Here is a 13942-nt window from a genome sequence, read left to right as displayed (position 1 = left end):
CTCCAATAGTCGGCTTTCGCCCGTTATTGGAGCAATGCCTGACAGGTGCCTGTGCCCTGTCCGCCGCTTCTACTCCGTGAATAAAGTTCAGGATCACACCCCTTTTTCAGCGGGTAAGCTCCAGGCAAACCAGTATTTCTGCACCCAGTGTACGGCTTTGAACAGCACCATGCTGACCAGCGACAGGAACACCAGAGCCGCAAAGGCCTGCGGGATCTTAAAGTAAGAGGTGGAGAACTGAACAAAATACCCCAGCCCTTTTTCCGCGGCGACAAACTCGGCGATCACTGCCCCTATCACCGCCAGGGTAATGGCGACTTTGATGCCGCTGAACAAATGCGGAATGGCATAGGGCAGGCGGATCTGCCAGATGGTTTTCCGGGTCGGCACATTGAGCGATTTCGACAGTTCCACCAGCTCAGGCGGGGTGGCCAGCATCCCTGTGGTTGCCGACACCACCAACGGAAAGAAAGTGATCAGACAGGTAATCGCCAGCCGCGGCGCATCCCCGGTGCCTAAAATCACAATCAGTAACGGCGCAATGGCCACCACAGGCGTCGACTGGATCACCACCAAGAGCGGAAACAGGGCTTTGGTCAGAAAGGGCGACCGCACCATCACAATCGCCAGCGGGATGCTGATCAGCAGCGAGATGGCAAACCCCAGCAGCGCAACCCGGAGCGTGGCATACAGGTTATCCAGCCAGCGATCCAGCGGCACCTCAAGAAATGCGGTCACTATGGCCGAAGGGGCCGGCAATATGAATGAGGGGATCGCAAACACGCGGCACACCAACTCCCACACAGGCAAAATAGCCAGCATCGCCAGTACAGGCAGGCTGCCTTTCAGCCACTCAGATACGGCTCGTTTCATCATCTCTCCTCAGGCCACAGGCCGGATACGGGTGGCAGGTTCGGGCGCGACATCTTTGTCTGTCTCCGGCAACTCAGCCGGGCGGTAAAAGTGTTCGCGGATCTTGCCGGTATAGAGACCAAAAAGCGGGTGCTTGATGGAATCCAGAGTCCGGGGCCGGGGCAATTCGATGGGGATTTCTTCCAGCACTGTGCTCGGTCTCGGCCCCATCACCAGCACCTTGTCTGCCAGCAGCACCGCCTCGGAAATCGAGTGGGTGATGAACAGTACGGTTTTCGGCTTTTCCGCCCATAACCTCAGCAGCTCAAAGCCCATTTCTTCCCGGGTCAGGGCATCCAGTGCCGAGAAAGGTTCGTCCATGATCAGGATATCGGGATCGAGCAGCAATGCTCTGGCGATGCCTACCCGCTGCTGCATACCGCCCGACAACTGATCCGGCCGGCTGTCGGCAAAATCGGCCAGACCGACTTTCCTGAGCAGGCTGCGGGCAAACTTTCTGTCTTTATTCGAGACCCCGCCGTACTTGTGGTAAATCGGAAACAGGGTGTTATCCAGCACATTTTTCCACGGCAGCAAGGTGGGCTTCTGGAAGACGATGCCGATGTCTTCTCTGGGCTCACGCACTTCCCGGCCGAAAATCTCCACCTGGCCCTCGGTCGGGCTCAGCAAACCGGACAGCAAACGCAACAAGGTCGACTTGCCGCACCCCGACGGCCCGACTATCGCCACAAACTCGTGGCGGTTAATATTAAAGCTGACGTTATCCAGCACCTGGGTGGCTTGCCGTCCTGAGCGATAAACATGGCTGATCTGACGGAATGAAACAAAGGGGTTCATGCTTATTCCTCCGGCAAAAAATCACGGCTGATGGCGGACTCAGGATCAAAGCCGGCTTGCTCCAGCTGCTGCGCCTGAGCCGTCCACTGCCAGGTGGATGCCAGACGTGCAGGGGTGAAATGGCCAATACCATCGCGCTCGCTGACCTCGTTATAGACCAGGCCCTTGATGGATTTAATGGTATCTGCCGCCTGTTGTGGATCGACATCCGGCACGCTGGCATGCACATCCTCTGCACTCTGCTCAGGGTGTGACCAGGTATAGGCCACCGATTTGGCATAAGCGGCGACAAAGCGTTTGGCCACCTCAGGACGCGCTTTGAGAAAGCGATCACTGGCAATCACGGCGGTAGAATAAAACTCCAGGCCGGCGTCATGCCAGGGTAAAACCGTGAGCTGTTTACCCACTTGCGCCGCCTGGGCCTGATTTTTCACAGTATCAGTGATCCAGGAGATCATCACTTCGGCCTTACCGGTGATCAGCATAGGGTTGAGCGCGCCCGGATCCGCTTTCAGTACAGTCACACTGTCTTCGGCAATCCCGTTTTTACGCAGCAACAAGGGCAGAAACACATTGGCCGAGGTAAAAGGTGAAGTCGCAATCGTGGTATTGGCCACATCCCGGACCGACTTGACCTTGCTGTCGCTCAGGACATAAAAGGCATAAGGGGCTTTGCTGAATACCGAATAAATCGCTTTCACCGGCACGTCATCGTTGGCTTTGGCGACCAGCAGGGACACCAGATCAGACAGGCCGACATCGGCGGCACCTGTGGCCAGTTTAGTGATGGCGTCGGTCGAGCCTTTCCCCTGACGGATGGCGACATCCAGTCCGGCTTCGGCAAAAAAGCCCTGCTCGACACCGACATACACTGGCGCTTTATCGCCCCCGGGCAGCCAGTCGAGCTGAAACGTTACCTTATCCATTGCATAGCTGGCCTGGGCCGATAGCAGCATAACGACAGCCAGACTCAAACGGCTTACTGTGTGTGAAGTGGTTTTCATTGCTTTCTCCGTGTCATCCATTGCACCTGGGAAAAGTAGCGATGACACAGAGTGTGGAGCCGCCCTGTGCATCGCACTCATTGAGCAATGTCCCGGGATCTTTCCCTAACCGCTTCTACTCAACACTGAATCTTGCTGCTGCCAGCCGGTGCTGACAATCAACAAGCAGGGTTAACGCAAACACCATGCCAGCCTGTATACAAACCAAGGCAATAATGCAGACATCGTTGTATTTACAAAGAGTTAACGCTGATGACACCAGCCAGCCCCCTGCCAGCAGCGCACAGCTCCCCTCCTGGCCCTCGCACTGCACTGGTGCAGACCCCGCATTCAATGCGTTGTTGTTGTGCATAAAACGTCCAGCTCTGCCCTGCCGCCCGCCATCAGGGCGAGGCGGTCGCGCACCCGGCAGACTGGCGCAGGAATTGCTTTACGATACTGACAGCGCACAGGCTAACGGCAACTAAACTAACCACTGCCAATCAGCCACTAACCAAACAGCAACTAACCAAGCAACAACTAACCAAGCAACAACTCACGAAATAAAGAGTAGAAGCGGTCAGGGAGGTTACCCGGGACATTGCTCAAACGAGGAAAGTGAACCGATGAACTATCTGATAAAAGGGGCTTCCGCCATTTTCTGCCATGATGCGGCGGCCAGCGATATTCGTATCCAGCAGGGCTACATCATTGAAATCGGCCGCCAGCTAGCCCAGTTACCGGGAGAGACCTGCATCCAGGCCCGCGACTGTGTGATTTATCCCGGGCTGGTCAACACCCACCACCACATAGCGCAGTCGATCCTCAAAGGGATCCCGGCCGGGCTGAATCAGCCGCTTGGCGAATGGCTGGCCAGTGTGCCATACCGATTCTGGCCGCATATCACGCCGGATATCATGTACGCCGCCGCCTGTCTGGGCTTCAGTGAACTGCTGCGTTCCGGTACCACTACCTGCGCCGATCACCATTATCTCTACCATGCAACGACCAGCCCGGAGCTGGAAGCCGCGGTATGGCAAGCCGCAGACGATGTCGGCATCCGGCTGGTACTCTGCCGGGGAGGCGCAACCCGCCAGGGCAGCCATAAAGGCATGCGCAGCAGCCCGGTCGAACCGGAATCCATCGCCCAGTGCCTCGCCCGGTTAGATCTGTCCCGCTCGCGCTATCACCAGTCCGGCGGGGATGCGATGCGCAAGCTGGTCGTCGCGCCGACCAGCCTGGTGCACTCTTCCTCACCGGCCGATTTACGGCTGCTGGCGGAGTTTGCCCGCAGCCATGGCTTGAAAATGCACTCGCACTTGCTGGAAGTCAGCTTTGATGAGGTTCAGGCACAGCAGAAATACCAGATGAGTGCGGTGGACTATGCCGAAAGCTGCCACTGGCTGGGAGAGGATGTCTGGTTTGCCCACCTGGTACAGGCGAATGAGCGAGATATCGCGACACTGGCCGGCAGCAGGACAGGGATTGCCCACTGCCCGACCTCCAATTGCCGTCTCGGCAGTGGCATTGCCCCTGTTATAAGCATGGCGCAAGCCGGAATGCCAATCAGCATAGGGGTAGACGGTTCAGCATCTTCAGAGTCCGGTTCGATGATCCAGGAGCTCAACCTGACCTGGTTACTGCACAGAGCCCAGCAGGGTGCGGAAGCAACGAACCTGGAAACCGTGCTGAAATGGGGCACGGAAGACGGCGCCAGACTGCTCGGGCTGGATAAAGTCGGCAAACTGGCGGTCGGCTACGCGGCGGATCTGGTGATCTACGATCTGCGGGCGCCACGGTTTTCCGGCTGTCACAGCCCGTTGCTGGCACCGATACTGTGCGGCGAGCCTGTCGATATCAAATATACCTTTGTGCATGGGCGGCCCGTGGTGAAAAACGGTGCTCCTCAGCTAGACCCGTACCGGCTGGCCAGCCAGGCCAGAAAAGCCATCAAAGCGCTGCTCAGTCGTATTGCCTGATCCGCCGCATGAGGTTGTGGGCCGCAAAAACAAACGCCCCGGTAACAACCGGGGCGTTAAGGTCAGACAAAGTGTTATCTGCTGTTTAAGCGGTTTGCGCTTTCGGCTCGCGGATGTCTGCCCGGAAGAAACGGGTCACAACCAGTGCCAGCAAGGTAGGGGTTGTCCAGGCCATACCGTAATCAAACATTGGCAGGAAGCTCAGGAATGACATATCCAGGCCGATCACTTTAGCCGCATCAATCAGGCTGAAGATCAGAGAAACCAGCAGCACCACACGGTATGCCAGACGCGGATTTGGCAGCCAGCGGCGGACAAAGGTCAGGATCACCAGTGCCACTGCCACAGGGTACAGGGCAAACAGCACAGGCACCGACAGGCTGATCAGCTGGTTCAGGCCAACATTGGCCACCACACCGCAAATCACCGCCAGGATCACCGCCCACGCCTCATAGGACAGACGGGTCAGCGAACTGAAATAGTCCGAGCAGGCACTGATCAGGCCGATCGCCGTGGTCAGACAGGCCAGCATCACAATCGCCGACAGAATGTACTGACCGACAGGACCAAACAGCGCCAGAACATAACCTGCCAGAATCGCACCGCCATTGGCCGCACCTTCGGCAACCGCCGCACTGGTGGCGCCCAGATAGAACAGGGAAATATACACAAACGCCAGGCCTGCGGCGGCAATCACACCGGCCATCATCAGATATTTGCAGGTGGCTTTGTCATCTTTGATGCCTTTGTTGCGGATCACATCAACAATCAGCATGCCGAACATCAGCGCCGCAAAGGTATCCATGGTGTTGTAACCTTCCAGGAATCCTTTAGTGAACGCCATATTCACATAATCGCCCTGTGCAGCCTGAATCTCGCTTTGCGGGTTGAGGAATACCGCCACCGCCAGAACAGCCAGCACGGCAAATAGCGCCGGGGTGAGCAGCTTACCGATGGAATCGATCAGCCTGCCGCGTGACCATGCAAAGAACAGCGCCAGTCCAAAAAAGACAACAGAAAAAATGGTCAGACTGGTTTGTCCCCCATCAGCAATAAAAGGTTTGACTGCCATTTCGTAGGCCACAAGACCGGTACGAGGCGCAGCAAAAGCAGGGCCGATGATGATAAAGATAAGAACGGCCATCAGCGTTGCCAGCTGAGGCGGCAGATCGCGGGTCAGTCCTTTCCAGCCGCCGCCGGCAACAGCTACGGCTATGATACCGATCAGCGGCAAGCCGACTGCCGTCGACAGGAAGCCAAACATCGCTGGCAGCAGGTTATCACCTGCACTTAATCCGGCCTGTGGCGGGAAAATAATATTTCCGGCACCCAGGAAGAACGCAAAGGTCATGAAACCTATCGCAAAAATATCTGAAACCTTGAGTGTGTTATTCAAACTGCACCTTCCCACTCGTCTATTGTTATGTTGTGTTAGCATTAATGGCTTATTACTGAGATATATCACTACATCCAGTAAAAGAGGCAGCATAATGAAGCAAAAGAATGTCAGTGACAACCTTACAGCCAAAAACACCACTTTCTTCGGATTGATAGCTAAAAAACCAAAACAAAGCGCCATTTTTAAAGAAGATCTCAGAAGTAAACACCAAAACAAACACTGCTCACAAAACATCCAACACAGAATATAAAACCACCAGCGTGGCAAACTTTACAGTGTTTGGCCGCAATTCAACCATTGATAAGAATAACCGCTATAATGGCGGACTGATTTTACTCGGCCGCCTTTTCGGACATTCATTAGATGAATAAAGGTTTTACGTTTAAACAATTTCACGTTGACGATCACGGATGCGGCATGCCCGTCAGCACAGATGGGGTGTTGTTGGGAGCATGGGCCAGGGTGTCAAGCTGTCGTGACAGTCAGACTCAGGTCAATCGCCAGATGATACTCGACATTGGTTGCGGCAGCGGTTTGCTGTCCTTAATGGCAGCGCAGCGTACGCCATCCGGCACCGCCGATATTCTGGCGCTGGATATTGATCCGGCTGCCGTGGCGGCGGCCGGCAAAAATTTCTCGGCCTCGCCCTGGTCCGCGCGGTTACAGGCCGAGCGCCAGGATATCCGTGCATGGGTCAGCTCTCAGCCCACAGGCCGCTTTCAGGCCATATTATGCAATCCGCCCTACTTCAATCACGGTGAACAGGCGAGCTGCCAGCGCCGGGCAACCGCCCGACACACAGACACCCTCTCCCACCGAGAGCTGCTCGGCTGCCTGCAATACCTGTTGGCGCCGACAGGACAGGCCAGCCTGATTCTGCCGATCTACGAGGGGGAAGCACTGCTGACGATGCTGGCTGACTATAATTTGCATTGCCGCCGGTTGTGCCGGGTGAAAAGCACCGCCGCCAAACCGGTTCACCGCCTGCTGATAGCGCTTTCGCCCCAGGGCGGTGACTGTGACGAAACATCGCTGACCATCCATCAGCAAGGCCAGTACTCGGCTGAGTTTGCGGCCCTGACCCGTGACTTTTATCTCAAGCTCTGATCCGGTCAGCGAGCGGCAGGGATAATCCAAGTTTTTGTGCTTTAATCGGTGATACTTGCATCAAATCACACTATAATGCCGCCCCTTAACTGAATCACAGCAGCAAACTGCCCATCGAGATGCGATCCATACGGGCAGCCCGCTACTTAGGAGTAAGACTGGTGAGAGATTTTTCCGAATTAGAGTTAGATGGCGCTCTGCTACAAGCGATTGAAGATATGGGATATTCCCGTCCAACCGTTGTGCAGTCTCAGGCTATCCCTCATGCCCTGGATGGCCGTGACGTACTGGCATCCGCACCAACGGGTACCGGAAAAACAGCCGCATTTGTATTGCCTATGATTCAGCACCTGCTTGATTTTCCGCGCCGTAAACCCGGCCCGGCCCGCGTGCTGATTCTGACACCAACCCGTGAACTGGCCATTCAGGTCGCCGATCAGGCCAAAGCCCTGGCGGCCCATACTGATCTGAAAATCTTCACCATCACAGGCGGTATTTCTTACGACGAGCACGCTGAGTATCTGGGCAAAACCCAGGACATAGTGGTCGCGACACCGGGCCGTCTGATGGAATACATCGAAGGCGAGAAATTCGATTGCCGTGCCATCGAATGCCTGATCCTGGATGAAGCAGACCGCATGCTCGACATGGGCTTCGGGGCCGTTGTGAAACGCCTGCATGAAGAGTGCCGCTGGCGCCGTCAGAGCTTGTTGTTCTCTGCCACCCTGGAAGGCAAAGGGGTGCGTGAGTTCTCCCAGACGATCTTAAATGAACCGGTCGAAGTGAACGCGGAACCGCCGCGTCGCGAACGCAAAAAGATCCATCAGGTATACCACCGCTGTGACGACATGGCGCACAAAATGGCGTTGCTGGAAAATATCCTCAGCGATCAGGCCGAGCGCAGTATTATTTTTGTCAAAACCCGCGAGCGACTGGCCGAACTGCGCGATCAGCTGGCGTCACTGAAAATCGCCTGCGTGTGGATCCAGGGTGAAATGGCACAAGCCACCCGCAACAATGCCATTCGTCGTTTCCGTGAAGGTGAAACCAATATCCTGATCGCCACCGATGTCGCGGCGCGGGGGATTGACCTGCCGGATGTCAGCCATGTCATCAACTTTGACATGCCACGCACGGCCGATGTGTACCTGCACCGTATCGGCCGTACTGCCCGCGCCGGTAAAAAAGGCACCGCCATCTCGCTGGTGGAAGCCCATGATCAGGGCATGATAGAGCGTGTCAGCCGCTATATGAAAGAAGAGATCCCCGAGCGCTATATCGAAGGCCTGCGCCCGAAACACAAAAAGCCGACGACCGTGAAGAAAAAGAAAGTCAAAGACGGCAAGAAGAAAGACACGAAAAAGAAAGACGCCAAGAAGAAAAAATCCGTCACCAAAAAGGCGGCGGCCAAGTAATCTTAGCCGCAGCAGCAGACTGAAACAGAAAAGGGCCGGATACAGTATCCGGCCCTTTTTTCTGTCAACGAGATAAAGCTCAGGTTTTATTGCTCTTCGCGCTTAAATACCAGCTCGGCGGCCGTTGATTCTTCAGCTGCGAAGTAATAGCCAGCCACGTCAAATTGTTTCAGCTGCGACACTGACGTCAGGCGGTTATCAATGATGTAACGTGCCATCATGCCACGGGCTTTCTTGGCGTAGAAGCTGATCACCTTGTACTGACCGTTTTTGCCGTCTTTAAACACAGGGGTAATCACTTTGCCTTTGAGAGACTTCGGCTTCACGGCTTTAAAATATTCATTGGAGGCCAGGTTGATCAGGATGTCATCGCCCTGTGCGGCAAGCGCGGCATTGAGTTTGTCAGTAATAATACTGCCCCAGAACTGATACAGGTTGCTACCGCGATCGTTGGCCAGCTTAGTGCCCATTTCAAGACGGTACGGCTGCATCAGATCCAGCGGCCGCAACAAACCATACAAACCGGACAGCATACGCAGGTGCTGCTGGGCAAAGGTGAAGTCATCCTCACTCAGGCTCTCGGCTTCCAGGCCGGTATACACATCCCCTTTGAAGGCCAGAATCGCCTGACGCGCGTTTTCCGGCGTAAAATCCGGCTGCCAGTCGGCAAAACGGGCCGCATTAAGTCCGGCGATTTTATCGCTCACCTTCATCAGGCTCGCAATGTCCATCGGCGTCAGCTGACGGCACACCTCAATCAGCGCCATTGAGTGATCGGTCAGCTCAGGCAAAGTATAAGTCTTTGTTGCCAGAGGAGATTCATAATCCAGGGTTTTAGCAGGGGAAACCACTATCAGCATGTTTTGATGTCCTGTAAGCGTGTCTGTCGGCAAGATTACCATTTCGGCATCAAAAAACCACGCACAACGCGCGTGGTTGTCGCTTTCTTTGCCATAGGAGCAGCCTATCGATCTGAACGGCTGGTCCAGATATCTTCATCCAGCTGAGCATGCAATTCCGGGTACTGGGCGCTGTCAAACGTTGGCACCTTACCCTGGGCCAGTTGCGCGTTATAGTCTTTCGCCAGTTTCACCACAGTGCCCGACAGCAGCAAAATGGCGATCAGGTTGATAATGGCCATCATTCCCATAGAGACATCCGCCATCGCCCATACCGTAGGTAATTCGGCCAGTGCCCCGAACATCACCATGCCCAAGACCACGGCGCGAAAAATCAGCAGTCCGGCTTTGTGGTTATGCTCAAGAAAAATCAGGTTCGTTTCGGCATAAGAGTAATTGGCCACCAGCGAGGTAAAGGCAAACAGGAAGATCGCGATGGCAATAAAGATCCCTCCCCAGTCTCCCACCTGAGAAGCCAGCGCCCGCTGCGTCAGCTCTATGCCTGTGACTTCGCCATGCGGCACATACTCACCAGACACCAGAATGATCGCCACTGTGGCCGAGCAGATAACGATAGTATCGGTAAAGACCCCCAGCATCTGCACATAGCCCTGTGAGGCCGGATGCGGCGGGTACGGCGTGGCCGAGGCGGCCGCATTCGGCGCCGATCCCATGCCCGCTTCATTGGAAAACAGCCCGCGTTTGAGGCCATTGATCATGCCTTGGGCTATGGTATAGCCCAGAGCGCCTGAGGCCGCCTCTTCCAGACCAAAGGCACTGCGGAAAATCAGGGCGATCACCGAAGGGACCTGTTCGATATTCATCGCCACCACCACCAGCGCCAGCAGCAGATAACAAATCGCCATCACGGGCACCAGAATTTCTGCGGTGCGGGCAATGGTTCGCAGGCCACCGAAGATGATAAAGCCGGTCAGCGCCACCAGCACCATGCCGACCACCACAGGTTGCCAGCCAAAGGCCACATTCATGGCTTTGGCAATGGAGTTCGCCTGAACCGCATTGAATACCAGACCGAAGGCAATGATCAGAAAGATGGAGAACACCACCCCCATCCAGCGCATGCCCAGCCCTTTTTCCATGTAGTACGCCGGACCGCCCCGGTAATTGCCGTCATCATCCCGGGTCTTATACAGCTGGGCCAGCGCACTTTCCGCAAAGGCCGTCGCCATGCCTAACATGGCAATCAGCCACATCCAGAAAATGGCGCCCGGCCCGCCTAAGGTGAGTGCCACAGCGACGCCGGCCATGTTGCCGGTCCCGACCCGGGCAGCCAGACTGGTGCACAATGCCTGGAAAGAAGAGATGCCGGCAGCATCCGACTTGCGGCTGTTTTTCATCACTTTAAACATATGGACAAAATGCCGGAACTGAATAAAACCCAGCAAGTAGGTAAAATAGATCCCTACCCCGACCAGCAGGTAAATCAATACAGATCCCCACAGCAGATCATTGAGGAAATTTATCTGACTTGTCACACCACCCCCTTAGCTTGCTCAAAGGTATATTTGCCCGGCACGCCTTTGCTGTGCCGCTTCATTCAACTGTAATTCATCTGTCAGCACAGGCTAATTCAAGCCAGGAAGACATTTACATTGCCCGATACTGACCGGTTTGCTGATCTCAGACCGTTTGGGTTCCCGGCTGCCGAAAACCTGAGCGATGATGCGGAGTTAGTCGCAAAAAATCAACGCACACTGAGCAGAATTGAGCACTGCATTACTTTCTAACCCACTGGACAAACCATTGCGTTCAATGATTCAGTTTGAACTAATTTCACAAATAAATAACAAATGCGAAATAGTTCAATTTTATTCTATGCCGTATTGTGATATTTAACTGATGATCGAGGGGGCAAGATGCCCCCGCTCTGAGCAATACTCAGGATGGTAGAGAGGTGCAATATGGATAGCTTTGGATTCGACAACATGCTTGAAAGCGATTTTCCTCGTCGCAATGCACGCAGCAAACCTGTTAAGCGCAAATGGCGGGAAATTGAAGCACTCAAAGATAAGCAAAAACTGAAAAAGGAACTTCAGGACATTGATATCTTACATGAGTTTACCGATGAGGTAGATTTGTAATCTGGGTTTTGCACTACCATTACTAGGTTAAGGCTAGTATCAAACGACCAACACCGGCTCTGCAGCCGGTGCTGTTTTTTAGTGAGCCGGCAGATGTTAATGCTCGGGCTCAAGCCGGTTTGCCAACTCCCGGTACTGAGCAGAAACCTCTTTGCCGAATAAAGGATCACACAGGCAATCCTGATATTCTTCGTCAACGGCTGCCCAGTCCTGGTCGGTAAAGTGCCGGCGAATCACAGGGAACACCTTCTTCTCTTCGGTTTCCAGGTGCTTGCGCTGGCGCTCCACAAAGGCATTCAGTTTTTCAGCAAAGACATCCAGCGGAATCACGGCATCCATCAGAATCATATCGACGGTTTCGGCAAACTCTGCGGTCAGTTTGGCCAGCTCTATATGTTCCGCCTCCAGATCCAAAATGTCCTGCTCCTCACCATAGTGTCTGAGGTAGTAATGGTAGATGACATCTTCTTTAGGGTGGTGGCAGTGCTCGGCCTGGTTCTGCAGATAGGTCACTATGTCGCGAATGAGCTGATAATTCACTTCGTGACCTGCTTGGATAGCTTTTAATTTTGTACCTAACAATTTAAGCAACCGGTTGATATAACCATGTTCGGTGTGAATACTGTCCAATAGCATTTCGACCTCCCGGACATTAACATCCCAGCTATAAGTGTAAACCGGGATAGCGAATTCTGTTTGATCCAGGTTAAGTTGCCTTACATTTGTTCAGGAAGTTGCCAGTTAATCTCACTTTTACGGCTTTGTCGCAACCACTTGTTTGCCTGAGAAAAATGACGGCAGCCAAAAAAGCCCCGATAAGCAGACAAAGGTGACGGATGTGCCGCTTCCAGCACCCAGTGTCTGTCCCTGTCGATCTGTTTCCCTTTCTTTTGGGCATGCGCTCCCCACAGCAGAAACACCAGGCCATCTCTGTGCTGATTCAGACTGGCAATGACCCTGTCGGTAAACATTTCCCAGCCATATTTACTGTGCGAATGCGCTTTGCCCTGCTCAACCGTCAGCACAGTATTGAGCAGGAGTACGCCCTGCTCTGCCCAGGGCTGTAAGCAGCCATGCTGAGGTACTGTAAATCCTTCAATGTCAGTGGCCAGCTCTTTATACATATTGGCGAGAGACGGGGGGACTTTAACCCCGGGTTGCACCGAGAAACTGAGCCCGTGGGCCTGATCAGGACCGTGATAAGGATCCTGGCCCAGGATCACCACCTTGACCTGGTCAAAGGGAGTGGCATCAAAAGCGCGAAAGACATCGGCTTCAGCAGGATAGATCACTTTGCCAGCCTGCCTTTCTGCGGCAACCTGTGCCTCAGCCTGCTGAAAGTAAGCTTGCTGCCGTTCCTGTTCCAGCAACTGTTTCCAGTCGAAAAGAGATGAAGATGGGGAATCTGAAACAGACATGTCGGCTCCTGCTGGGAAAATGAAGGTAAGCCGACATTCTGCCTGTCTGATCAGGGTATCGCAATGACAACAGCTATCACTTGGGCCGGGACACAGGACCAACAGGAGTACGCCAGTGGCCGCGTCCCTGAATGGGACGGTTGGCCTGAGGAAGGCGTGAGCCGCTGACTGAGTTCATTCCGGGGGCTGGCATCGCACTCGCTTTCATAGGGTATTTCCTCATAATCGAAGGTTCAGTCTATTTAATGAAAGATCAATGCCAACTTTGTCAGTTTGTTCACTGGGCTTTTCTAACAGTGATTTAGCGGCATCTGTAGTCCTCAGGCGACCAAAGCAGCAATCTGCTTTATCGCTGATGCGCCAGTTGAGCGCATTTTTGCGCACAATTTGTGCAACGTCACGCAATCGGCAGTAAGGGCGCTTAGTTGATGCAGATCAAGGGGCCGGGTGCCCAACGCGGTAGGATGCCATTATCCCTGACCACTTCGTCAGGCACACCATTTTGCTGTTTCAGAGACAACCAAGGAGCTGCCATGATCACCGGCATTCAAATTACCCAAGCGGCCAATCCTCAACTGCTCAATTCCATCTGGCTGCTGGACGCTGCCAGTGGCACAGCCCGTTGCCTGTGCGCCATTGACGGCTTTGCGCAAGATCAGGACATCGCCCTGTCTGAACTGGGCCCGTTGGAGTACCGCGAATTACCTGTAGAGCAGGCGCCGCGTATTGAAGGCGGGCAGCACCTCAACGTGAATGTGCTCAAACGCGAAACCCTGGAAGACGCGGTGGCGCACCCGGAAAAATATCCGCAGCTGACCATTCGGGTGTCTGGCTACGCGGTACGTTTCAACTCGCTGACGCCAGAGCAGCAGCGGGATGTGATCGCCCGGACCTTTACCAGCACTTTGTAAAGGCTTGCCATACAAAAAC

At 54.4% G+C, this 13942-nt stretch carries 15 protein-coding genes; 5 read left to right on the top strand and 10 right to left on the bottom strand.

What is annotated here, in order from left to right; genetic code table 11:
• Positions 1-93 precede the first annotated feature (93 nt).
• The 4 genes from P0Y67_RS03115 to P0Y67_RS03100 form a co-directional block, all read right to left on the bottom strand.
• Entirely contained in the window at positions 94-873 is a 780-nt protein-coding gene (locus P0Y67_RS03115) for an ABC transporter permease (protein ID WP_342390708.1), read from the bottom strand.
• Between the two features lie 9 nt (positions 874-882).
• Positions 883-1710, bottom strand: a complete 828-nt coding sequence (locus P0Y67_RS03110) for an ABC transporter ATP-binding protein (RefSeq protein WP_342390707.1) — start codon at positions 1708-1710, stop codon at positions 883-885.
• Positions 1711-1712: 2 nt separating this feature from the next.
• Positions 1713-2714: an ABC transporter substrate-binding protein gene (locus tag P0Y67_RS03105; protein WP_342390706.1), complete on the bottom strand. Its 1002-nt coding sequence runs from the start codon at positions 2712-2714 to the stop codon at positions 1713-1715.
• Positions 2715-2829: 115 nt separating this feature from the next.
• Complete coding sequence (locus P0Y67_RS03100) at positions 2830-3066, bottom strand: hypothetical protein (RefSeq protein WP_342390705.1); 237 nt, start codon at positions 3064-3066, stop codon at positions 2830-2832.
• Between the two features lie 253 nt (positions 3067-3319).
• Here P0Y67_RS03100 and P0Y67_RS03095 point away from each other — a divergent pair, with 253 nt between their 5' ends.
• Positions 3320-4672: an amidohydrolase family protein gene (locus P0Y67_RS03095; protein ID WP_342390704.1), complete on the top strand. Its 1353-nt coding sequence runs from the start codon at positions 3320-3322 to the stop codon at positions 4670-4672.
• 85 nt (positions 4673-4757) lie between these two features.
• On the opposite strand, the gene brnQ is transcribed toward P0Y67_RS03095, so the two are convergent.
• A complete protein-coding gene (gene brnQ / locus P0Y67_RS03090) occupies positions 4758-6068 on the bottom strand; it encodes a branched-chain amino acid transport system II carrier protein (protein WP_342390703.1) in 1311 nt (436 codons plus the stop codon).
• A gap of 366 nt (positions 6069-6434) precedes the next feature.
• Between brnQ and P0Y67_RS03085 the strand changes: the two genes are divergently transcribed.
• Both P0Y67_RS03085 and srmB read left to right on the top strand, forming a co-directional pair.
• A complete protein-coding gene (locus P0Y67_RS03085; protein ID WP_342390702.1) occupies positions 6435-7178 on the top strand; it encodes a tRNA1(Val) (adenine(37)-N6)-methyltransferase in 744 nt (247 codons plus the stop codon).
• A gap of 161 nt (positions 7179-7339) precedes the next feature.
• Positions 7340-8593: an ATP-dependent RNA helicase SrmB gene (gene srmB / locus P0Y67_RS03080; protein ID WP_342390701.1), complete on the top strand. Its 1254-nt coding sequence runs from the start codon at positions 7340-7342 to the stop codon at positions 8591-8593.
• 86 nt (positions 8594-8679) lie between these two features.
• Here srmB and yaaA read toward each other — a convergent pair whose 3' ends face one another.
• Both yaaA and P0Y67_RS03070 read right to left on the bottom strand, forming a co-directional pair.
• Positions 8680-9453: a peroxide stress protein YaaA gene (gene yaaA, locus P0Y67_RS03075; protein WP_342390700.1), complete on the bottom strand. Its 774-nt coding sequence runs from the start codon at positions 9451-9453 to the stop codon at positions 8680-8682.
• Positions 9454-9557: 104 nt separating this feature from the next.
• Positions 9558-10988 (bottom strand): alanine/glycine:cation symporter family protein, encoded by a 1431-nt coding sequence (locus P0Y67_RS03070; RefSeq protein ID WP_342390699.1) that lies wholly within the window; start codon positions 10986-10988, stop codon positions 9558-9560.
• Between the two features lie 426 nt (positions 10989-11414).
• Here P0Y67_RS03070 and P0Y67_RS03065 point away from each other — a divergent pair, with 426 nt between their 5' ends.
• The gene (locus P0Y67_RS03065; RefSeq protein ID WP_027253123.1) at positions 11415-11594 is read left to right on the top strand and encodes a DUF3545 family protein; all 180 of its coding nucleotides are present in this window, start codon (positions 11415-11417) and stop codon (positions 11592-11594) included.
• A 96-nt stretch (positions 11595-11690) separates the two neighbouring features.
• Here P0Y67_RS03065 and P0Y67_RS03060 read toward each other — a convergent pair whose 3' ends face one another.
• The 3 genes from P0Y67_RS03060 to P0Y67_RS03050 all read right to left on the bottom strand — a co-directional run bounded on the left by P0Y67_RS03060 (position 11691) and on the right by P0Y67_RS03050 (position 13220).
• Positions 11691-12230 (bottom strand): hemerythrin domain-containing protein, encoded by a 540-nt coding sequence (locus P0Y67_RS03060; protein WP_342390698.1) that lies wholly within the window; start codon positions 12228-12230, stop codon positions 11691-11693.
• A gap of 80 nt (positions 12231-12310) precedes the next feature.
• Positions 12311-13012, bottom strand: a complete 702-nt coding sequence (ung, locus tag P0Y67_RS03055; protein ID WP_342390697.1) for a uracil-DNA glycosylase — start codon at positions 13010-13012, stop codon at positions 12311-12313.
• A 76-nt stretch (positions 13013-13088) separates the two neighbouring features.
• Positions 13089-13220: a hypothetical protein gene (locus tag P0Y67_RS03050; RefSeq protein WP_255557852.1), complete on the bottom strand. Its 132-nt coding sequence runs from the start codon at positions 13218-13220 to the stop codon at positions 13089-13091.
• A 325-nt stretch (positions 13221-13545) separates the two neighbouring features.
• On the opposite strand from P0Y67_RS03050, the gene grcA reads away from it, so the two are divergent.
• A complete protein-coding gene (grcA, locus tag P0Y67_RS03045) occupies positions 13546-13923 on the top strand; it encodes an autonomous glycyl radical cofactor GrcA (protein ID WP_342390696.1) in 378 nt (125 codons plus the stop codon).
• The last annotated feature ends 19 nt before the right edge of the window (positions 13924-13942 follow it).

The sequence above is a fragment of the Photobacterium sp. SP02 genome (assembly GCF_038519165.1).
Classification (GTDB): Bacteria; Pseudomonadota; Gammaproteobacteria; order Enterobacterales; family Vibrionaceae; genus Photobacterium; species Photobacterium halotolerans.
This window is presented reverse-complemented; position numbering and strand designations above follow the sequence as displayed.

Coding starts and splice junctions, on each gene's coding strand:
- P0Y67_RS03105 (WP_342390706.1), bottom strand. CDS start 2,714: ATGAAAACCACTTCACACACAGTAAGCCGTTTGAGTCTGGCTGTCGTT.
- ung (WP_342390697.1), bottom strand. CDS start 13,012: ATGTCTGTTTCAGATTCCCCATCTTCATCTCTTTTCGACTGGAAACAG.
- P0Y67_RS03115 (WP_342390708.1), bottom strand. CDS start 873: ATGAAACGAGCCGTATCTGAGTGGCTGAAAGGCAGCCTGCCTGTACTG.
- grcA (WP_342390696.1), top strand. CDS start 13,546: ATGATCACCGGCATTCAAATTACCCAAGCGGCCAATCCTCAACTGCTC.
- P0Y67_RS03050 (WP_255557852.1), bottom strand. CDS start 13,220: ATGAAAGCGAGTGCGATGCCAGCCCCCGGAATGAACTCAGTCAGCGGC.
- P0Y67_RS03065 (WP_027253123.1), top strand. CDS start 11,415: ATGGATAGCTTTGGATTCGACAACATGCTTGAAAGCGATTTTCCTCGT.
- yaaA (WP_342390700.1), bottom strand. CDS start 9,453: ATGCTGATAGTGGTTTCCCCTGCTAAAACCCTGGATTATGAATCTCCT.
- P0Y67_RS03060 (WP_342390698.1), bottom strand. CDS start 12,230: ATGCTATTGGACAGTATTCACACCGAACATGGTTATATCAACCGGTTG.
- P0Y67_RS03110 (WP_342390707.1), bottom strand. CDS start 1,710: ATGAACCCCTTTGTTTCATTCCGTCAGATCAGCCATGTTTATCGCTCA.
- P0Y67_RS03085 (WP_342390702.1), top strand. CDS start 6,435: ATGAATAAAGGTTTTACGTTTAAACAATTTCACGTTGACGATCACGGA.
- P0Y67_RS03100 (WP_342390705.1), bottom strand. CDS start 3,066: ATGCACAACAACAACGCATTGAATGCGGGGTCTGCACCAGTGCAGTGC.
- P0Y67_RS03095 (WP_342390704.1), top strand. CDS start 3,320: ATGAACTATCTGATAAAAGGGGCTTCCGCCATTTTCTGCCATGATGCG.